This window comes from Vibrio sp. YQ_11 (assembly GCF_043103065.1).
Taxonomy (GTDB): domain Bacteria; phylum Pseudomonadota; class Gammaproteobacteria; order Enterobacterales; family Vibrionaceae; genus Vibrio; species Vibrio parahaemolyticus.
The window spans coordinates 161,638-181,195 of the sequence record NZ_JBICJM010000050.1; the positions used below are offsets into that span (position 1 = coordinate 161,638).

The 19,558-nt window shown below is 46.5% G+C and carries 15 protein-coding genes; 8 read left to right on the plus strand and 7 right to left on the minus strand.

Translation table 11 applies throughout. The annotated features are described in order from the left end of the window. Positions 1 to 81: 81 nt before the first annotated feature. The 3 genes from fdhF to ACF8EG_RS22440 all read left to right on the plus strand — a co-directional run bounded on the left by fdhF (position 82) and on the right by ACF8EG_RS22440 (position 5,918). Positions 82 to 4,350, plus strand: a complete 4,269-nt coding sequence (gene fdhF, locus ACF8EG_RS22430; protein WP_069505794.1) for a formate dehydrogenase subunit alpha — start codon at positions 82 to 84, stop codon at positions 4,348 to 4,350. Positions 4,351 to 4,422: 72 nt separating this feature from the next. Beyond that, complete coding sequence (locus ACF8EG_RS22435) at positions 4,423 to 5,370, plus strand: endonuclease/exonuclease/phosphatase family protein (RefSeq protein WP_031850515.1); 948 nt, start codon at positions 4,423 to 4,425, stop codon at positions 5,368 to 5,370. A 176-nt stretch (positions 5,371 to 5,546) separates the two neighbouring features. Beyond that, positions 5,547 to 5,918, plus strand: coding sequence for a hypothetical protein (locus tag ACF8EG_RS22440; protein WP_005391248.1), 372 nt, complete (start codon positions 5,547 to 5,549; stop codon positions 5,916 to 5,918). A 109-nt stretch (positions 5,919 to 6,027) separates the two neighbouring features. Here the strand turns inward: ACF8EG_RS22440 and ACF8EG_RS22445 are convergent, their stop codons facing one another. From ACF8EG_RS22445 to ACF8EG_RS22460, 4 genes are all read right to left on the minus strand, one after another. Continuing rightward, positions 6,028 to 7,125: an ABC transporter permease gene (locus ACF8EG_RS22445; protein WP_005498311.1), complete on the minus strand. Its 1,098-nt coding sequence runs from the start codon at positions 7,123 to 7,125 to the stop codon at positions 6,028 to 6,030. Continuing rightward, the gene (locus ACF8EG_RS22450) at positions 7,125 to 8,051 is read right to left on the minus strand and encodes an ABC transporter ATP-binding protein (protein WP_005487744.1); all 927 of its coding nucleotides are present in this window, start codon (positions 8,049 to 8,051) and stop codon (positions 7,125 to 7,127) included. The genes ACF8EG_RS22445 and ACF8EG_RS22450 overlap by 1 nt, the downstream gene beginning before the upstream one ends. A 4-nt stretch (positions 8,052 to 8,055) precedes the next feature. Continuing rightward, positions 8,056 to 9,003 (minus strand): HlyD family secretion protein, encoded by a 948-nt coding sequence (locus tag ACF8EG_RS22455; RefSeq protein WP_005462020.1) that lies wholly within the window; start codon positions 9,001 to 9,003, stop codon positions 8,056 to 8,058. Positions 9,004 to 9,296: 293 nt separating this feature from the next. Beyond that, positions 9,297 to 10,928, minus strand: a complete 1,632-nt coding sequence (locus ACF8EG_RS22460; protein ID WP_069505796.1) for a methyl-accepting chemotaxis protein — start codon at positions 10,926 to 10,928, stop codon at positions 9,297 to 9,299. A gap of 544 nt (positions 10,929 to 11,472) precedes the next feature. On the opposite strand from ACF8EG_RS22460, the gene ACF8EG_RS22465 reads away from it, so the two are divergent. Next, positions 11,473 to 12,501 (plus strand): lactonase family protein, encoded by a 1,029-nt coding sequence (locus ACF8EG_RS22465; protein WP_031850516.1) that lies wholly within the window; start codon positions 11,473 to 11,475, stop codon positions 12,499 to 12,501. A 92-nt stretch (positions 12,502 to 12,593) separates the two neighbouring features. Here ACF8EG_RS22465 and ACF8EG_RS22470 read toward each other — a convergent pair whose 3' ends face one another. Then, entirely contained in the window at positions 12,594 to 13,385 is a 792-nt protein-coding gene (locus ACF8EG_RS22470) for a PhzF family phenazine biosynthesis protein (RefSeq protein ID WP_025613129.1), read from the minus strand. Between the two features lie 188 nt (positions 13,386 to 13,573). Here ACF8EG_RS22470 and ACF8EG_RS22475 point away from each other — a divergent pair, with 188 nt between their 5' ends. After that, on the plus strand, positions 13,574 to 14,107 hold the full coding sequence (locus tag ACF8EG_RS22475) for a YbhB/YbcL family Raf kinase inhibitor-like protein (RefSeq protein ID WP_029843641.1): 534 nt from the start codon (positions 13,574 to 13,576) through the stop codon (positions 14,105 to 14,107). Between the two features lie 21 nt (positions 14,108 to 14,128). Next, positions 14,129 to 14,908, plus strand: a complete 780-nt coding sequence (locus tag ACF8EG_RS22480) for a helix-turn-helix transcriptional regulator (RefSeq protein WP_005482660.1) — start codon at positions 14,129 to 14,131, stop codon at positions 14,906 to 14,908. Between the two features lie 42 nt (positions 14,909 to 14,950). On the opposite strand, the gene arsB is transcribed toward ACF8EG_RS22480, so the two are convergent. Both arsB and ACF8EG_RS22490 read right to left on the minus strand, forming a co-directional pair. Next, a complete protein-coding gene (arsB, locus tag ACF8EG_RS22485; RefSeq protein WP_069488200.1) occupies positions 14,951 to 16,006 on the minus strand; it encodes an ACR3 family arsenite efflux transporter in 1,056 nt (351 codons plus the stop codon). 84 nt (positions 16,007 to 16,090) lie between these two features. Next, the gene (locus ACF8EG_RS22490) at positions 16,091 to 16,432 is read right to left on the minus strand and encodes a helix-turn-helix transcriptional regulator (RefSeq protein WP_031850518.1); all 342 of its coding nucleotides are present in this window, start codon (positions 16,430 to 16,432) and stop codon (positions 16,091 to 16,093) included. A gap of 489 nt (positions 16,433 to 16,921) precedes the next feature. Between ACF8EG_RS22490 and ACF8EG_RS22495 the strand changes: the two genes are divergently transcribed. Together ACF8EG_RS22495 and ACF8EG_RS22500 are read left to right on the plus strand one after the other, a co-directional pair. Further along, a complete protein-coding gene (locus ACF8EG_RS22495) occupies positions 16,922 to 18,679 on the plus strand; it encodes an SgrR family transcriptional regulator (protein WP_025507446.1) in 1,758 nt (585 codons plus the stop codon). A 432-nt stretch (positions 18,680 to 19,111) separates the two neighbouring features. Continuing rightward, on the plus strand, positions 19,112 to 19,555 hold the full coding sequence (locus ACF8EG_RS22500) for a PTS sugar transporter subunit IIA (protein WP_005391226.1): 444 nt from the start codon (positions 19,112 to 19,114) through the stop codon (positions 19,553 to 19,555). Positions 19,556 to 19,558 lie beyond the last annotated feature (3 nt).

Here is a 19,558-nt window from a genome sequence, read left to right on the forward strand (position 1 = left end):
AGTTTTTTGTCACACGAACTTTCCATGGTAGGGGTTATCCTTATAGAATGTAAGGTTTAACGTGCCTGCTTCGGGGGTTGTATGATAGAAATTGTCATCGATGGAAAATATAGAATTGTAGAAGAGGGGCTAACCCTTCTGGAAGCAGCCAAAGTGTGTGGGGTCGAAATCCCTTCACTGTGCGGAATGAACAAAAGTAACGAGAAAATTCCGTGTGATTTGTGTGTTGTCGAAGTGGAAAGTGGCGGAACTAAGCGCGCCTGTGATCTCAAAGTGTACAGCGGTCTCAATGTCGTCACACAATCAGAACAACTGAGTGAGCACCGCAGAAAAGCGCTCAACCGAATCATGACGGACCACTACGCCGACTGTGAAGCTCCATGCAAAACGGCGTGTCCTGCTGGAGTAGACATCCAATCTTATCTCTACCATATCTCGCAAAACGACCATCAAAAAGCGATTGAAGTTATTAAACGCACACTGCCAATGCCGTTGTCGATTGGGCGCGTGTGTCCGGCATTCTGCGAAAGTGAGTGTCGCCGTTCTTTGGTGGATGAGCCGATTGCCATTCGACAACTCAAACGCCACGCCGCAGACGCAGATTTAGCGGCGCATGAAGCGTATGTCCCAGATAAAAAACCAGCGAAGCATCGCAAGATCGCCGTTGTTGGTAGTGGCCCCGGTGGCTTAACGGCAGGTTATTACTTGTCGAATGAAGGTTATGACGTCACCGTATTTGAGTCCATGCCAAAAGCAGGCGGTTGGCTACGCTACGGCATTCCTGAATATCGCCTACCCAAAGACATTCTAGACAAAGAAATCGAACTGATGTGCCGCAACGGCATGCAAGTTGAAACCAACAAAAAGCTTGGTGTTGATTTCACGCTGTCTCAATTGAGTGAAGACTACGATGCTGTCTGTTTGGCTGTGGGGGCGTCTCAAGCGGTAGAAATGAATTATCCTGGTAGCGACTTGGACGGTTGTTATCTCGGTGTTGATTATCTGAAAGATTACGTTATAGAACAAAACTACGTTACGGGCAAAAAAGTTGCCGTGATTGGTGGTGGTAACACTGCGATCGACTGTGCGCGTACGGCGCGTCGTGCGGGTGCCGATACCACTTTGATCTATCGTCGAACTCGCGACGAAATGCCGGCCGAGGACTACGAAATCGTCGAAGCTGAACATGAGGGCGTGAAGTTCCATTTCTTAACGAATCCGGCGGAAAACATCGCGGATGAAAACGGCCGCGTGAAGGCAATTCGATTAGAACGAATGGCGTTAGGTGAGCCAGATTTGTCTGGTCGTCGTAGCCCGAAACCAACGGGTGAGTTCTTTACTGAAGCATTTGATACCGTGATTGCAGCGGTATCGCAAAAGCCGGATCTCAGCTTCTTAGAAAACGATGAGCTGTCCATTCCTCTAACGCGTTGGAACACATCTGAATCCGATGCGCAAACCATGCACACGGGTACGGGCAATATCTTCAGTATCGGTGATTTTCGTCGTGGTCCTGCAACAGCGGTTGAAGCGGTGGGAGATGGGCGAGTTGCGGCAAAAGCGATCGATCTGTTCCTCAATGGCGATATGGCGGATATGCCGAAACCTGCGTTCAACTCTCGTAAAGAGAAAAAACTGGCGCAGGTAGACCCACTTCATTTCGAAAATATCCAAAAAGTTGCTCGTTCAATCATGCCAGAGTTGACCCCAGCGCAGCGTGAGCAGAGTTTTGCTGAAGTGGAACTGGGCTTTGATAACGAAGAGGCCATGAAAGAAGCGGCGCGCTGCTTAGAGTGTGGTTGCCAAGCGAATACCGACTGTGCCTTGCGAGATTACTCAACGGAATATCATGCCGAGCAACATTTCGATGTTTCCGTGGACGTTTCCTCTGCTAGCGTGATTGGTCATCAAGATTGGCTCGATTTACGTGCGAAAGATCTTCGTCATAAATACGAAGTAGACCGCAGTTCTGAGTTCATTGAATTTGATGCTAACCGTTGCATCAGTTGTGGTCAGTGTATTCAAGCATGCCGTGAGCAAGCGGTACATGGTGTGTTGAGTTTTGTGTCGGATAAAAATGGCCGACCAGCTTTACGACCAGATGATCGTCCACGATTCCGCTCCGATGAAAAAGGCGTAGGTTGCAGCGGTTTGACGCTCATGGGCGATTCAAAATGCGTGCAATGTGGGGCGTGTGTTCAGGCATGTCCAACGGGCGCGATGGTGGACAGCCGTGACCGCTCTCAAGGCAGAACCGAACATCTAAAAGCCGTCGATACCATTTGTACCTATTGTGGTGTGGGTTGTAAGTTGACCATGTTTGTCGATGAGCAACAAAACAAAATCCGCTATGTAAAAGGGGCGGATTCGCCAGTTAACCAAGGAATGCTGTGCGTGAAAGGCCGTTTTGGTTTTGATTTCATTAGCAGCGAAGAGCGTTTAACGACACCACTGATTCGTAAAGATGGTTGGTTGCAGCCAGCAAGTTGGGGCGAAGCGATTCAGCTAGTGGCTTCGAAGCTTTCGACCATCAAGCAAGATTTTGGTAGCAACGCACTGGCCGGATTCTCTTCAGCGAAAACCACTAACGAAGATAACTACGCGTTTCAAAAATTCATCCGTCGTGAACTTGGTACTAACAACGTTGATCACTGCGCACGTTTGTGTCATGCATCAAGTGTGACAGGGCTTGAAGCATCGTTGGGGAGTGGTGCGATGACCAACGACATTCCGAGCATTAAGCATTCCGATGTGATCTTTATTATCGGTTCTGACACCACATCTGCGCACCCGATCATTGCTTCGCACATCAAACAGGCGATTCGTCATCACGGGGCGCGCTTGATTGTGGCAGACCCGAAACGAGTAGACATGGCCGAACATGCAGAGCTGTACTTGGCGCATCGTCCGGGGACGGATGTTATGTTGCTCAATGGCGTGATGCAGCAAATAATCAAAAATGGTTGGTACGATCAAGAATACATCGAAGAGCGCGTCGACGGCTTTGATACCTTGCTTCAAGAGGTGATGTCGCCAGCGTACAACCTCGACAAAGTTGAGTTGGTTACGGGCGTAAAAGCGGACGATATTTTCGCGATGGCGCGAATGATCGGTACGGCAAAACGCACGGCGGTGTATTACTCCATGGGCATTACCCAACATACGACGGGTCACGACAACGTTCGTTCGATTGCTAACCTGCAATTGTTGTGTGGCAACATCGGTATTGAGGGTGGTGGCATTAACCCGTTGCGCGGTCAGTCAAACGTGCAAGGTGCGTGTGATATGGGCGCATTGCCGAACTGTTATCCGGGATACCAAAAAGTGTATAACCCGATTGTTCGTCAGAAATTCGCGATTGAGTGGGATGCGCCGAACTTACCTTCTGAGCAAGGGCTTACCCTAACGGAAATCATCGATGCGGCGTGCAAACGAGAAGTCCGCGGGATGTACATCATGGGCGAAAACCCAGTACTGAGCGATCCAAACCAAGCACACGTGATTGAAGGGTTGGAAGCACTCGACTTCTTGGTCGTGCAAGACATCTTCCTCACCGAGACGGCGCAGTACGCCGATGTGGTATTGCCTTCTTGTTCATTTGCGGAAAAATCCGGTCACTTCACCAATACTGAGCGACGCGTGCAGCGCGTTAATGCGGCAGTGAAAGCGCCGGGTGAGGCGAAAGAAGATTGGTGGATCATTCAAGCGATCGCAAACGCGATGGGCAGCGATTGGCATTATCAGTGTGTTTCTGAAATCACTAGCGAGATCGCGCGTGTAACGCCGCAATATGCAGGGTTGCGTTGGGACGCGATCACGCCGAACGGTGTTCAATGGCCAAGTAACAAGAACAATCCAAACGGTACTCGTATCATGCACCAAACCCAATTTACCCGAGGGAAAGGGCAAATGGTGGGCGTGCCGTTCCGTTATGCAGCCGAGTTGCCTGATGAAGAGTACCCTTTGGTGCTTACAACAGGGCGTGTGCTAGAACAGTTCCACACCGGTACGATGACACGCAAAACGAAAGGGTTGGATAACCTTGCTGGGCCAAGAGCGATGATCAGTGTTGAAGATGCCAAAGCAATTGGTATCCATAATGGTCAGCGCCTAAAAGTGTCGACTCGTCGTGGCAGCATCGAAATTGATGCGTTTGTGACCAAGCGAATGCAAAAAGGCGTCGTGTTTATTCCGTTCCATTTCGTTGAGTCGCCAGTCAACCGCTTGACGACTACGGCAACGGACCCGCATGCGAAAATTCCTGAATTCAAAGTCGCAGCGGTGAAGATTGAAATCAGTGAAACGGCTGCTCAACCAGAGCCTGTCGAGGAGGCGGTACACCACGTCTAACATCAACGCTTCACGCACTGACGAGTTGAGAAATTGCATTTAAGCTTATGATATGTAATAGCGAAACGAGCAGTGCGTGTGCCGAGCGTTTTTAAGTGGATCATATTGCTTCTACCCGCTCTTATTTGGCTGGCGGTCAGGCAAATTGAACATATTTGGTGGGCGGAGAATCTTACCTCGATTCCCGCCCTCATTGTGTTCACTTACGTTGTGTTAGCCTCGGCGTTTTTCATCACTCGTCGATGGTTGCAAAGTGCATTTTCTGCCTTTGTCGCTATTTTGTTTGTCTCGCTCCTTGTTCCGTCGCAGCGCAGCCATGTGGCGTCTTGCCCGCAGTCTTTGAGCGTCATTCAATTCAATCTTTTTTACGAAAACTCAGACATCAATCAGTTCATCAACTATCTGTTGAGGCATCCTGCTGATTTGGTGGTGATGCAAGAGCTGACGCCGCGTGTTGGCAGCCTCTTGCACATGTTGGATGATGTCTATCCGCATTATTATGGTGGCCAACGTGACGTAGGGTACCCATCAAATTTGATGATTCTTAGCCGACACCCGGTCACGGAGGTTTCGGTTTATCGTGCGCCAAATGGACAAGAAGTCATCAGAGCGGTTTGGTTGCCTAAAGGTCAAGCACCGATCACTTTGTTTGCGGCTCATCCTCCGTCACCAAGAACCAGCGAGCTTTGGCATCAAAGAAATGCGCTGGTGCGAACCATAGAAACTCTGACCGCGCTTTATCCCGAGCCAGAGGTGTTGGTTGTGGGGGATTTCAATCTTTCCTCGGTTAGCCCTCGTTTTTCTACGCTGTTCCCGAGTTTTCAAACCGCGCCAGTGACGAGCTGGCCAACTAACATCAAAGGCATAAACGTGCCAGAGCCGATGATGATAGGCATTGATCATTTGTGGCTAAAATCTGAGCAAGGACAGCGAATCATCTGCGCTCGTGAATCGTCTGCTTTACCACAAGGCTCAGATCACCGCATGGTGACAACCCAGATCGGTGTCCATATTCCATAGTTCAAGCTCTTAGAATTTGTCATGTTTCATAAGTAAAACCGGTACTGAGCTTGTCATAGAATTGACTGTCTCTGACTGTTCTCTGTTATTTGAGCAAGTTCTATAACCTAAACTTTGCTTGCTTCCTATACTGAACTAACGAAGCAGGATTTTTATAACAACAAGAGGCAGCTTGCATGACAAGAACAACCTCATTTGCACTCGTTCTATTACTGATGTGCGCATACTTTGGTTACAACCGTTATTACGTGTATCCGCAGCAGTTGGAAACACAGGCCAAATCCATGTTGATACAAATGGCAAATCGCGAAGAGTGGATGGATGTGTTTGAAATGATGAACCGCGTAGAAGCGCACAAAGGGCATTTAGAGCTCGTGGCCGATGTTACGTCTTCTGATGGCAAACGTGCTTACAGTGAAGGCTTTATTACCTATACTGATCGTGAAGGTGTCGTCTGTAAACAGGTGGTGTTTAACTTTAAAATCAACTCTTTGAAAAACTACAGTATTTCAGACTTACGAGACTGCTCGTACGGCGAATATTATTAAGGTGAGTTGCTTAGTTAAGTCCGGTAAAACTAAATTTGAATATCCAAACAAAAATAGCCTCATTGTCGAGGCTATTTTTGTTTCTGAGAAAGAGAAAAAATGGGTAACTTTAATCGAGCGATTTCTTAAACCTTAGTGACGCGACGACCAATCCAAATACGGTAAACCCGAGCAACCAAAGGGTATCTCGCCATAAGTCCATCAGATCCGCTCCTCGCAACACTATGCCTCGAATCATGCGCATAAAGTGAGTGGCGGGCAGGGCTTCTGAAATCCACTGTGCTGCGACTGGCATGCCCTCGTAAGGGAACATAAATCCAGACAGCAGAATCGAAGGCAGAAGAATGAACACCGTCATTTGCATGGCTTGAAGCTGTGTTGTGGCGATGGTGGATATGACCAATCCTAAAGTTAAGCTGGCGGCGATAAACAACAAGGTTCCAAACAGAATTTGGCTGATTGCACCGTTAATTGGTACGCCGAAAATCCAATGTCCCAACCCTAGAATGATGAAAACCTGAATTAAGCCGACAAAGATATACGGCACGATTTTCGCCACCATTAGCTCTATCGAGTGGATGGGCGTGGTGATCAATAGCTCCAAATTTCCCCGTTCACGTTCTCGTACAATCGCGGCACTGGTGAACAAAATCATCGTCATGGTGAGAATCACACCGAGTAAGCCGGGTACGATGTTGACCGCAGAACGTCGACTTGGGTTGTAGTAGAGTGCGACTTCGAATGTTTTGCTTGGCGCTGGGCGAATCTCGAAATCAAAATCGGTCAATGGCATGGTTTGCAACGACAATATTGCCGAGCTGATCATGGTATCTGACCCATCCACAATCCATTGCCCAAGCTCTCGACCTTGCATCATGCGTTGTGTGAGATCGCTTGGTAAAATCAGCACGGCGCGCACAATACCATCTTGAATCGCTTGTTCAGCCTCTTGCGCGGTGGCATAGGTTTCTTTGATATCCACCACTTGAGTGACTTTTACGGACTGGGTAATGATCCGCCCGGCGGTACTGCCACTTTGATCGACAACACCTACCGGAATGTTGCGAATGTCTGTATTGATTGCGAAGCCGAACAGCAAAAGCTGGATAAGCGGGATCATCACCACCATGCCAAATGTGATTCGGTCACGGGAAAGTTGGCGAATCTCTTTGATCATGACGGCTTTCATGCGAGCGATAGGTTTCATCATTGGCGGCCTTTCCCTGTCACGCTGACAAAAACATCTTCTAAGCTTGGGCGAGCGTGGTTCATTTCAGCGTTTTGAAGTTCGGGAAACGTCTGCTTTAACCATTCAATCGGCTGCTCGACATGCTGGTGGATAAGGATGCGTAAACGAATCCCCAACTGCGCCGCAGAGCGAACTTCGTCACGTTGAATCAGCTTTTCTTTAAGTTCACGAAGTTTGTCGGCTTTCACCTCAATGATATTAACGCCCATCTGTTCCATCAACTGTTCGGGTTCGCCATCGGCACGAATTTCGCCCGATTCCATGATCGCCAGACGGTGGCAGCGTTCCGCTTCGTCCATGTAATGCGTGGTGACCAAAATCGTCGTACCTTGATCGCACAAGTCGAACAACTGCTCCCAAAAATCGCGTCGATTTTCGGGGTCAACGGCGGATGTCGGCTCATCCAAAAATAGCAGTTCGGGTTTGTGCATGGTCGCGGCGGCGAGTGAAAGGCGCTGCTTTTGACCGCCACTCATGCCGCTTACGCGCTGTTTGCGCAATTGATCCAACCCGTAAGTGGTGAGCTGCTCTTCTATCCGCTCTTTCAGCGACTTGCTGCTTAAACCAAAAATTTGCCCAATAAATTCGAGGTTCTCTTGAACGGATAGGTCGTCGTACAACGAGAACTTTTGTGTCATGTAACCAATTTTGAGCCGCAGTTGTTCGGATTGCTTTGGGATTTCTAATCCAAGCACATCCACACTGCCTTCGCTTGGGCTGAGAAGGCCGGTGAGCACACGGATGGTGGTCGACTTACCGCAACCATTTGGCCCCAAAAATCCGTAAATGCTGCCTTTGGGCACGTTGAGTGTGATGTTATTGATAGCAGTAAAGTCGCCGAACTTTTTGACCACATTTTGAGCTTGAATTGCATACTCGGTCATTGGCTTACTCCACCAAATCTACTTGGGCAGGCACACCGGACGGCAACGTTTTTGCAGACTCAGGTAAATCAACTTCTGCTAGATACATCAATCGTGAACGTTCTTCTTCGGTTAGTGCGAAGTAGGGTGTGAATGAAGGCTCACTAGCCACCCAACGAACGGTGCCTTGTAATGGACTCTCAAGTCCATCGACATTTACCGTCACGGTTTTCCCAGGAATAAACCCGATTCGATAATCGGCAGGAACATACACTCGCGCATACGGTACGCGGTTGGCTTGAATCACGGCAACCACACCGTTCACTGGTACGCGTTCGCCAAGATTGTAAGGCAAATTATCGAGCGTACCGTCACGCGTAGCCGTGATGGTGAGTTCTGCCAGTTTTTGCTCTTGCAGTGCCACTTCGGCTTTTGCCGCCATTAAAGCGGCTTTAGCTTGTTCGATGTCTTCGAGGCGAGAACCTGCGGTGAGCTTGCTGAACTCTTCTTTTGCTGAGTCTAATTCGGCTCTCGCCGAGTCCCTTGCCGCAAGAGCGGAATCTTTTTCGGATTGGCTGATGAGCTTTTTACGCACCAGTTCTGCTTTGCGTTGATAGTTTTTCTGCGCTTCGGTGAGCTGCGCTTCCGCTCGGGCTACGCGAGCCGATGCGGCTGCAATGTCTTCTGGGCGTTCACCATTGGTCAATTTAAGCAAATACGCTCCCGCTTTGGCTTGCTCGGCGACGGCGTGTGCAAGAACTGCTTGTTGATTCTTAGTATCGAGCTGAACCAACACTTCCCCTTCACTGACCAAGCTGCCTTCTTTGACAGGAAGGGCTCTAATTATCTCATTAGATGTGGCAGTAAATGTTACGCGGTCACGCTCTAAAGTGCCAAGCGCTTGGTGCGTGTTATCTTTTGAACAGGCGCTTAAAAGGGCAATAATCAATGTGCCAAAAATGATTCGCTTCATAGTGCGGTGCTTCCTTTGAAGAAGTAATGCATGAATAGATAACTTGCGAACGGGAGCGTGTTGATTGAGCCCGCTAACCCGTCGCTAACCGCCATCCATAACGATTTCTTTTTAGAGCTTAGCATTTTATCTACAAGCGATTCTTTTTAAATAGAGAGGCTTAGCGTTGGAAGTGGGCTATGAAGGCCTCAATTTAAAGAACCTTGACCAAGCTCCGGTTTTTATCGGCAAATGACATTAAAAAAGCCCAGCGATGATCGCTGGGCTTGAATAGATAAGAATGACGTTAGTGACTATGCCGTTTTGAATTGGCCGACGATCTCTTGTAGACCTACCGCCAGCTCACTTAAATCGCGACATGCAATTGCTGTTTGGCGTGAACCTGTCGCCACTTCACTAGAGAACTGGTTGATGTGTTCCACGTTACGATGCAGCTCTTCTGTTACCGAGCTTTGCTCGCTGCAAGCACTCGCAATTTGAATACTCATTTCAGCAATGTTATCTGCGCCTTTTTCGATTTGTTCGATGGTTGCACCGGCTTTTTGTGCTTGCTCAACGCACTCTTGAATCAAATCGCTGCTGTTGTTCGTTGCTGAAACGGCACTCTTCGAACAATTTTGCAGTTTAGATATGATCGTGATGATCTCTTCGGTTGAAGCTTGAGTGCGGCTTGCTAGCGTTCTCACTTCATCCGCTACGACGGCAAAACCACGGCCTTGTTCGCCAGCGCGCGCAGCTTCAATGGCAGCGTTAAGCGCAAGCAAGTTGGTTTGTTCCGCGATGTCTTGGATAACGTCAACCACAACGCTAATGTTAGACGCATCTTGTTCCAGTTCTGTCACCATGTTGCCAACCGACTGAATCGCCAATGACGCTTCGTGGATTTGGTTAATACATTCTTGAACGACGCTGCGGCCTTCTTTCGCATCGTGAGAAGCACTGTTTGCTGTTTCTGACGCGGCTTCGGTGTTGCTGGCGACTTCATTTACTGTCGCTTGCATCTCGTTCATTGCTGTTGCGATAAGGTTTAGCTGAACTTGTTGTTCATCCATGCCTGTTGAAGTCTGTTCGGAAATCGCGCTCACTTCTTCAATGGCGGTGCCTACTTGAGCTGTGGTTGACGAGATACTGTCGACCAAAGTAAGCAACTTCGCTTGCATATCAACGCAGGCATCTGCCAAGGTGCCAAGCTCATCATGACCAATTTTGTTACGTGGAAGCTGGTAAGTTAGATCGCCTGACGCGATTTTTGATGCCATGTTTACCACGTAATTTAGTGGTGTGCAGATCTGTTTGGTTAGGAATAGGCCTAGCGTAAAACTCAATGCCAATAGCGCGACGATAGCAATAACGCTGTAGGTGATTGCGCTGCGCACTGCTTCATGAGCGCTGGCAATATCTTCTTGTACGTAGGTTTGGTTTAGTTCCACTAAATCACGAATCGCATCGGATAATTGTGTGAATGTAGAAAATCCGTTTAACAATGTTTCATTTGCTTCATCGATTTTATTGTTCAATAGCAACTTCGCGTATTCATTGTTAAACGCACTGTATTTAACCCAGGCACTTTTTACTTTATTGAAAGCGTCTCGGTCGCGTTGATCCCATAGTCCTTTCTCATATTGGTCTAGATATTTATCAATTTTCTGTTCAGATTTTTCTAATCCGGCTACCCATTCCATGAATTGAGGGTGATTCACATTGGTTAATAAAGAGAATTCATCCTTTCTTAAAATTCCGAGTTCAATTTCGGTATTTTTTACGAGCAATACGCTAGGTACGGTGGTTTCAGAAAATACGGTAAGTTTTCCTTCTATCATCTTGATTTCAGATGTAAAGAAAACGGAGAGAGCGATAACAGATAACGAAATGATCAAAATCAGCGCACTGATTTTATACTTGATACTTAAATTAGAAAGTTTCATAGACTCACTGATAATGGGGGTTTGAAAGGCTCGGAGTCTATTACTGAGATTTGAAATATAGTGTGATTAATGTCTCAAATAAATTTATCGTGAATAAAATTAAGTCGTAATCTAAATGTTCATAATTAAAATAAATCCTTGTTATTTATAAAACTAATTATAATTTGCAAATAAATGGAAATTAATAATGTGTTTCAATTTGGTGTTTATAGGAAAATTAACTGTTACATGATTATTATTTATTTTATCCCGATTTTTGTTTCTTATTATAGCGTTTACTAATGAAACTTAGATGTTGAACATAAAATACATTCTTCGTCTTTAATATAACACTTGAAAGTAACCGTAAGTCGAGGCTTTCATACTCAAGGCTGACATACTGTTTAAAACGCCAAACCACTTTAACTGCAAACGGCGATGTCGTTGCGGTTTTAAATAAGCAATTGCTTCACATTTTAAGTGGCTGATTTGTAAAATGGATTGCGGTCTGCCATGACAATAGGCAAGGTGTTGAATAATACGAATCACTCATATAAGGCCATCCATGACAACAACTGGTCACGTGCATTTTTATATTGGCACTTACACCAACCCACCGAGTTCGAGCACGGGCATTGCGCGTGTATCGCTGAACACTGAAACGGGTGAACTGACTCGGCTTGACGATGTTGTAGTTCAACGTAATCCATCCTATCTCACGATCACCGAACACGGGCTGTATACGTTTAGCGAAATGGATAGAAATGAAGGTGCAGAGCTCGCGTTTTTTCGCGGTAGTGAATCCGTCTCTTTGCCGATTAATGGTGATTATCCGTGTCATTTGGATATCAAAGAACCGTTGTTGGCGGTGGCTAATTATGGCTCTGGAAATGTTAGCGTATTTCAATTGGATCGCGATGGTAAACCGCTTGGTTTATTGGCGGATTTATACGTTGATGGATGCGGGCCGAATTTAGAGCGCCAAACTTCTCCTCACGCTCATCAAGTCACGTTTTTAAAGCACAGTGATCAATTGGTTGTCGTAGACTTAGGCAGCGATAGCGTCCTTATTTATGATTACGATGCCCAGTCGCCGGATTTTTCACTGTCGCAAGTGATTCATTTACCCGCAGGTTCGGGACCGCGCCATCTGGTGTTTAACCAACAAGAGTCGACAGCGTATGTGGTTTGCGAACTGTCAGAAACCTTGATTGTACTGGTGAAGCACCAAGATAAATGGCTTATCTCGAATCAAATAGAATTATTAGAAGGGGAAGAGAATCAGCAAGCGGCAGCGGCCATTCGTCTTTCGCAAGATGAAACGTTTTTGTATGTCTCTTGCCGAGCTCAGAACAAAATCAGTGTGTTTGATGTGTCTGGCGATACGCCAAAAAGGCGAGCAGCCATTCACTGTGAAGGGGCTTTTCCACGAGATTTTGTGTTGTCTCATGATCAAAAGTGGTTGCTGGTTGCCAATCAACATTCCAACAATGTGGTGAGCTTTCGTCGCAATCCTCAAACCGGTGAAATTACCCCAACGGGTTATGACTGTGAGATAGGCTCTCCAGTGTGTATTGTCGAACAACCTTTGTAACGATTAACGCAGAAGCAGCAGGAAATAGAAAAGCCTAGCGGGCGGCTAGGCTTTCAGGATAAAAACAGTTAACGCCAATTTTCAACGTACAGTTAGACGTAAATTTTGCCTTTCATATACAACACACCATCACCAGATACTTTGACGCAATCCTCCTTGACTTCGCAGTACAGAACGCCACCACGCGCTGATGCTTGATACGCCACTAAAGATGCTTTGCCGAGCTCTTGCGCCCAATATGGTGCTAAGCCTGCGTGGATTGATCCTGTGACAGGGTCTTCATTTCCGCCGTTCGCTGGCCAAAAGTAGCGAGATACAAAGTCGTATTGACTGCCTTTTGATGTGACGACGACATCGTAAGGGGCGAGTTGTTTCAGTTGGTCGGATCGATATTGAACATCAAAAACGGTTTGCTCATCTTCCACGATGACGAAGTAAGCTTGCGGGCTAAGCAGTACGTTTGTTACTTCGCAGTTTAATCCCTCAATTAATTGCGTAGGAATGGCGTTGACGGGTTGTGGCGCTCTTGTCGGAAATGTCATTTCAATCTTGCCAAGTGCGTTCTTAATTACGGTTAAGGTGCCCACTTTTAATGTGTGAAACTCAATACTTCCTGTAACGCCGAGTTGATCGAACAACACCATGGACGCGGCGAGCGTTGCGTGTCCACAAAAGTCGATTTCTGTAAGTGGTGAAAACCAGCGTATTTCATATTGATTCGTCCCAATCGTTTTAACAAACGCGGTTTCAGAGAGGTTGTTTTCCGCTGCAATGTTTTGCATTAGCTCTGGTTCTAACCACTCTTGCAAGGGTACGACTGCGGCTGAGTTGCCTTTAAATTGCGTGTCTGTAAATGCGTCAACGACGTAGATATCCAGTTCCATTTTGTCTTCCTTGTTCTTTGAGCAATTAGTTAGCATAAACCAGATGCAACTCAGAGAATAAGAAATTTATTCTTGAATCTTAAAGTGTCAAAATGGACGATGATTTTATATTTTGTGATACTTATTGATGCACCTTGGTCTGTGTTGATGAATAGACTTGAATTGAACTCATTGAAAGGAATAAACACATGAAAGCGATTCACAAGTCTGTTTTGGCCCTTAGCGTTTTGGTTATCGGCTCTGCCCATGCTTTTGAACTAACGAGCAAAGATATTCAAGAAGGTCATCCAATGGCGAAGACATTTGAATATTCAGGTTGGGGATGTGATGGTGCGAACCAGTCTCCACAACTGATGTGGAAAGACGTTCCAAAGGGTACAAAAAGTTTTGCGATTACCGCGTACGATCCTGATGCACCAACAGGTAGTGGTTTTTGGCATTGGATAGTGTTTGATATTCCAGCCTCAGTTAACGAATTGCCTCGTGGCGTTGATATCAGCAAGCTCGGCGGTAAGGAGTCTCGTATCGATTACGGTACTACTGGTTTTGGCGGCGCATGTCCTCCAGAAAAAGATGGTATGCACCGCTACCAGTTTACCGTTTGGGCCTTGCCAAGTGACAAGTTGAACTTGGATGAGAACACGCCAGCGGCGGTTGTGGGATTCACGTTGAATAGTGTCGCATTGGACAAAGCGAAGTTAACCGCCACTTACACACGATAATTGAATAAGAAAGGGGAGAAGATGAGCCACCAATATCAAGTCACGTTATTTCGTGCGGAGCAGCAGCAAAAGCTGCGTAACGTTCGGATTCACTCCCCAAGTATTATCCAGATCATTAAAGGGAGTAAGCGTCTGTTTTGGAAAGACGAAGCGTTCGATATTCTTCATCCTAATATCATGCTTTGTGAAGCAAACGCTTCGCTGAATTTTGAAAACCTTCCTCAGCAAGGGCGTTTTCTCTCTCGAATGTTCAGCTTTCACTGCGTGCCGAGTGATGACATGCTGGAGCTGAGTATGAGCAATGCGCTTGGCGAAAATGTACCCGCGGTGGAGACAGATAAAGCATTGCAAGCGACGCTGAATGCGCTGTTTTCTTTTGAGCAAGAAAGCTTGAGTGAAGCGACGCAACGTTATTGGGTTTTGGGGTTGTATCAGCAGTTAGCGGAAAGGGGATTGTTGCATCGACTTTTTACCAGCTCGAATACCTCATTTAGCGAAAAACTCAGCCGCTATTTGTCACGCTCTCCGGGCGATGACCATCCTTTGGAACGGGTGGCTGAGCGTTTTGCTATGAGCCGAGCAACGTTGATACGCAAACTCAAGCAAGAGGGTACTCAGTATCGCGAAGTGCTGGCAGAAGTGCGCTTAAATCACGCACTCTACCTGATGCAAAATGGTTCATACAACGTTGCGTTGCTCGCGCAGTTGTGTGGCTATCAATCGGAAGGGCGTTTTAGCCAACGCTTTAAAGGCAAGTTTGGTTTAACGCCCAGCGAGTACATCAAAACCGTTGCCAGTTAGTACCTAACACTGCTATTTTGCTCGGTCTCAATGTTTCCCATTTTAGCTTTGGTATTTGGTTTTCATCCGCAGTGCGACGTTAACCAAAGCAATCAGAACCGGAACTTCGATCAACGGGCCAATTACGCCAGCGAATGCTTGATCGGAATTCAGGCCAAATACAGCAATGGAAACCGCAATTGCCAACTCAAAGTTGTTACCCGTTGCCGTAAATGCGATGGAGGCATTTTTATCGTAGGGGATGCCCATTCTCTTCCCGATAAAGAAGCTGGCAAAAAACATCACTACGAAGTAGATCGCTAGTGGGACTGCCACGCGGAATACATCCATTGGCAGTTGTAAAATCATCTCTCCTTTGAGGCTGAACATCAGCACGATGGTGGCGAGCAAAGCGATCAAAGTAATGGGTGAAATTCGAGGAATAAACACATCGTTGTACCACTTCTCACCCTTTGCAGCGACTAACCACTTACGACTGAGAAAACCAGCAAGGAAAGGAACTCCTAGGTAAATCAATACGCTTTCTGCAATGTCACCCATGGAAATATCAACCACAAAACCTTCGTAACCAAAGAACGGTGGAAGTACCGTGATGAATAGCCAAGCCATAACGCTGTAAGTCAGAATTTGAAATGCGCTATTTAATGCCACTAAGGCCGCGCCATATTCTTTGTTGCCGCCGCCAATATCATTCCACACTAAAACCATAGCGATGCAGCGTGCAAGGCCAATCAAAATAATGCCAACCATGTAACCCGGATGATCACCAAGGAAGGTTAATGCAAGAACGAACATCAGGATTGGACCGACGATCCAGTTCATAACCAGAGACAGTGTGATGGCCTTTTTATCTCTCGTTACCGTTCCCAATAGACCGTAGTTCACCTTGGCGAGTGGTGGGTACATCATCAAAATCAAACCAATGGCGAGCGGTACGTTCGTACTACCAACGGACATTGCTTCGTTCCATTCTGCTACTTGCGGGTAGACTGCGCCTATCCCCACGCCGATGGCCATTGCGACAAAAATCCAGACCGTTAAGTAGCGGTCAAGAAAGCTCATTTTTTCACTGGCACTATTTAAAACTTCAGTCGTCATAGTGGTCTCTATTCGTTTATCGTCGAAAGGCGATGTATTAAGTTATAGTTTATCTTTGCGCGCGTGGAAAGCGCGCAACGTGTCTTAGCTAAATAAATCGGAAAACTGAGCGTTAAACGCGTTCAGTTTTTCACGTTGAATACGGTAACAAACCTTTGGCGGGTTGGGTTCTGCACTGATAAACCCGACCTGTTTTAGAATGCGTAAGTGTTCTGATACAGTCGATTGCGCTAAACCTAACTCAGAGACTAAATCGCTATTTAAGCAGCCGCCCATGGTGTCTAAAGTGTGAAGAATATGCAGAATGCGTAAGCGAGCAGGATGAGACAGCGCTTTCGCTTGAGCGGCGAGTGCTTGTTCTTTATCGAGTTGTTGTTGCGTGGTTTCAAAAGCAATTTGGCACGTTTCGTTGCATTTGTTGCTCATGAGCAGACCTTTATAGTTAATCGTCGAATTGCGATTAAGTGTACGTGTGCTTTTTCTAAGGCGCAACTGTTGAAAGGAGAATTGAAGATAAGCGACGTCAAAAAATGGGAAGGGATGATGTCTCGCAAATATTTGGCGGACTAACAAAGAATTCGGTCAAATGGCAGCAAGTAAAGAAGCAGAACTTAAAGATACGACGAATTGGGGGTGTGGTATCAGGAGCTAAGTTCTGCTTGGGGGTTAGGTTGTGAGCAATTTTCTATATTTCCTGCGAGCCAAATCAGTATGGTGAAAAAAGGGGAGGTAAAAAAGAGAGTAGATTTCTTCGCTTTATTCCTGATAAGACCAAATAGGTGGGTTTTTCCTACAATATAGGGACGAAATGCTAGTAAAAGGGGAACAAAGTGTTTGGAAGTTTTCTTATTTTATTGCCGCCAAGTTCAGTAAAATACGCCTATTCAATGACCTCCTAGAGTTAAGGTACGTGCGGTGTCTGATCTCAACTTATTTCGTTATTACCAACGCTTGCTCTCTTTTGGTGTTGGTAATGAAGCAAAAACTACGCTGCAAGAAATCGCCGATTTGTTGTTTACTTCGCCTCGTCATGCGCGCAGTTTGCTGGCGCAGATGCAAGAGATAGCGTGGTTAAGTTGGCGACCAAAACCGGGACGGAACCAACGTTCAACATTGTTGTTAAATGTTGAACTCAGCGCGCTAAAAGAAAGCCTTGCACTAGAGCGGATCAAGCTTGGTAAGTACGAGAAAGCGCTGTCGATTCTGGATGAAGATGAAGCTGCATTTGGGCGACTCCTCAAAACAACGTCGGGCGCATCGGTAAAAGAGGGGCGGCTCAATATTCAGCTGACCTACAAACGCATGTTCGAGCGTGTTGTTCCTCATCAATTGCAGCGAAGCAGTGAGCGCTTTTTGCTACGCCAAATTTATTGCTGTTTGGTATCAAGTGATTATTACGGGCGCGTAAAACCAGAGCTGGCGCACCATTGGCGATACGATGAGCAAAAATTCGAATGGACGTTTTACCTTCGCCCCGGGCTTACCTTCCATAATGGCAACCCAATCGATGCCGACACGGTGGTGAGTTTGTTTGCCAAATTGAGCTCACTAGAATACTACGAGAAAGAACTCGCGCATGTGGCAAACGTGACTGCGCCAAATCCTCTCAAAGTGGTGTTTACACTTAACCGACCTGACTTGGGTTTTGCTGGGCTTATTTCTGGTGTGAAATATGGCATTCAGCCCGTGAGTCAGGTGAACGTTGCGAACAACAAGTTGGTGGTAGGGAGTGGTCCATTTTCCGTCGTTGAGCACAGTGAAAACCGTTTGAAACTGCAAGCGTTTGATGGCTATTACGCGTGTCGAGTATTAACGGATTTGGTGACGATCTGGATCGTTAACGATGAAAAGATGGAGAACCCATCGCTCGCTGCGAATACTCTGCAACCACAGCCAGTCCTTGTTGATGACATGTGCGGTCACTACATGTCGACACCGAACAGTGAAACGTCCCCAGCGAGCAAACGCAGTCGAACGGAAGACGGTTGTTTGTTCGCACTGTTTAACCATCATGCGAAGCACGCTTTGTCTCAGGCTCAGCGCCGATACATCAGTGATTTGATTCGACCGGAGCAGTTAGCCGAAGTGATGAAGAGCGAAAAGATCAATTTTGGTAGCGTCGCTGCTTATAACTTGTTGCCAAACTGGAAACCGGTGTTGCGCCCCTTTGGAGATGCGGTCAAGTTACCAAAGCTGATCACCATCGCAGGGTATAATTACACGGCGCTACGCCGGTGCGCGCGAGCGATTTCTTCGCGTTTAGAGCGTGCTGGCAGCCGAGTGGAGATCGTTATGTACTCCTACCGAGAACTGAGCGAGAAAGCCAAAAACGGCACGCTAGATGAGACTCTGGTTGTCACCAATATCAACTTGGACGATAACCGTCATGCGTCTGCGTTTAGCAACTTCTTTAGCAACGCTGTGCTTTACCACACCTTAGGGGCGCAAAATGCGGCGTGGTTGGATGCTCAAATGGAAAATGTCCGCGCATTCTCACCGCTTGAAGATTACCTGAGCGCGTTAGAGCCGATTGCGTCCACTTTGATCAGCGAATATTGGATTGCACCGATGTTCCACCATACTCAGACGCTACGTTTTCAAGGGGTCTTGGAAGATGTCGCACTCACAAACTGGGGATGGCCAGACATACGATCCGTTTGGTCTGCGGACTGATCAAAACCGCCTGAGTGGCGGTTTTTTTGTGTCTGCAATTTGGTGAAAGCCAGTGACGTTTTTATTTCTTCTAGCCAACAAATGTGATGTTTATCTACGTTTGAGTGCGAGCCATCAAGAAATAGCTCGAAATGAACTTTGAAATTAATCACGAATTATATCGAGTCAATAGGTCTAATGTGATCTGATTTAAATAATGTAACTTTAAGAATATTGTCGAGAAAGTGATTGTATTCAAAATTCGTCTATTGACTTGTTGCTCAAATAAAATTTGTAGATTTTTTACGTGTGAAATTTTTGAGCACTGTCCATTTAAACAAATTGACAGGCTTTAAAGTGTGATTCGAAGCGCAAAAGCAGCGCGGTTGCGCGGCTAGGACTCTGTTATTGATAATTAACCCATCAGATGACGAACTGTTGATAGGGTTAAATATGCTGTACGAGTTAATCGACCACGAACTAGTAGATGTAATTAATGATCGCGCTTACCAATGGCAAGATGCGGTTAAAAAGACCACTCAATACCTAGAAAATAAAGGTTACGTCTCCCAGCACTATGCTGATGCAATCATCCGTTCAACGGAAGAAAACGGTCCTTACTATGTGTTATGCCCTGGATTGGCAATGCCTCATGCCCGACCTGAAACTGGTGTTTTAAAAACAGGCTTAGGCATTCATATTTTCCCATCACCTGTTGATTTTGGATCGGATCTCGGTCCGGCCAATATTCTTATTACCTTAGCTGCGAAAGACTCTGATACCCACATTGAGGTGATTCAAGCGTTGAGCGAGATGTTTGTGGATGAAGAGAACATTGCAAAACTGGCACAAGCTTCTTCCAAAGAACAAGTGCTGGACATAATAAAAGCATACTAAAAG

Bases quoted from the DNA above. Each gene is read 5' to 3' on its own strand.
- ACF8EG_RS22445 (WP_005498311.1), bottom strand. From the start codon at position 7,125: ATGAAACCTATCGCTCGCATGAAAGCCGTCATGATCAAAGAGATTCGC.
- ACF8EG_RS22440 (WP_005391248.1), top strand. From the start codon at position 5,547: ATGACAAGAACAACCTCATTTGCACTCGTTCTATTACTGATGTGCGCA.
- ACF8EG_RS22500 (WP_005391226.1), top strand. From the start codon at position 19,112: ATGCTGTACGAGTTAATCGACCACGAACTAGTAGATGTAATTAATGAT.
- ACF8EG_RS22475 (WP_029843641.1), top strand. From the start codon at position 13,574: ATGAAAGCGATTCACAAGTCTGTTTTGGCCCTTAGCGTTTTGGTTATC.
- ACF8EG_RS22450 (WP_005487744.1), bottom strand. From the start codon at position 8,051: ATGACCGAGTATGCAATTCAAGCTCAAAATGTGGTCAAAAAGTTCGGC.
- ACF8EG_RS22480 (WP_005482660.1), top strand. From the start codon at position 14,129: ATGAGCCACCAATATCAAGTCACGTTATTTCGTGCGGAGCAGCAGCAA.
- ACF8EG_RS22460 (WP_069505796.1), bottom strand. From the start codon at position 10,928: ATGAAACTTTCTAATTTAAGTATCAAGTATAAAATCAGTGCGCTGATT.
- ACF8EG_RS22465 (WP_031850516.1), top strand. From the start codon at position 11,473: ATGACAACAACTGGTCACGTGCATTTTTATATTGGCACTTACACCAAC.
- ACF8EG_RS22455 (WP_005462020.1), bottom strand. From the start codon at position 9,003: ATGAAGCGAATCATTTTTGGCACATTGATTATTGCCCTTTTAAGCGCC.
- arsB (WP_069488200.1), bottom strand. From the start codon at position 16,006: ATGACGACTGAAGTTTTAAATAGTGCCAGTGAAAAAATGAGCTTTCTT.
- ACF8EG_RS22470 (WP_025613129.1), bottom strand. From the start codon at position 13,385: ATGGAACTGGATATCTACGTCGTTGACGCATTTACAGACACGCAATTT.
- ACF8EG_RS22490 (WP_031850518.1), bottom strand. From the start codon at position 16,432: ATGAGCAACAAATGCAACGAAACGTGCCAAATTGCTTTTGAAACCACG.
- fdhF (WP_069505794.1), top strand. From the start codon at position 82: ATGATAGAAATTGTCATCGATGGAAAATATAGAATTGTAGAAGAGGGG.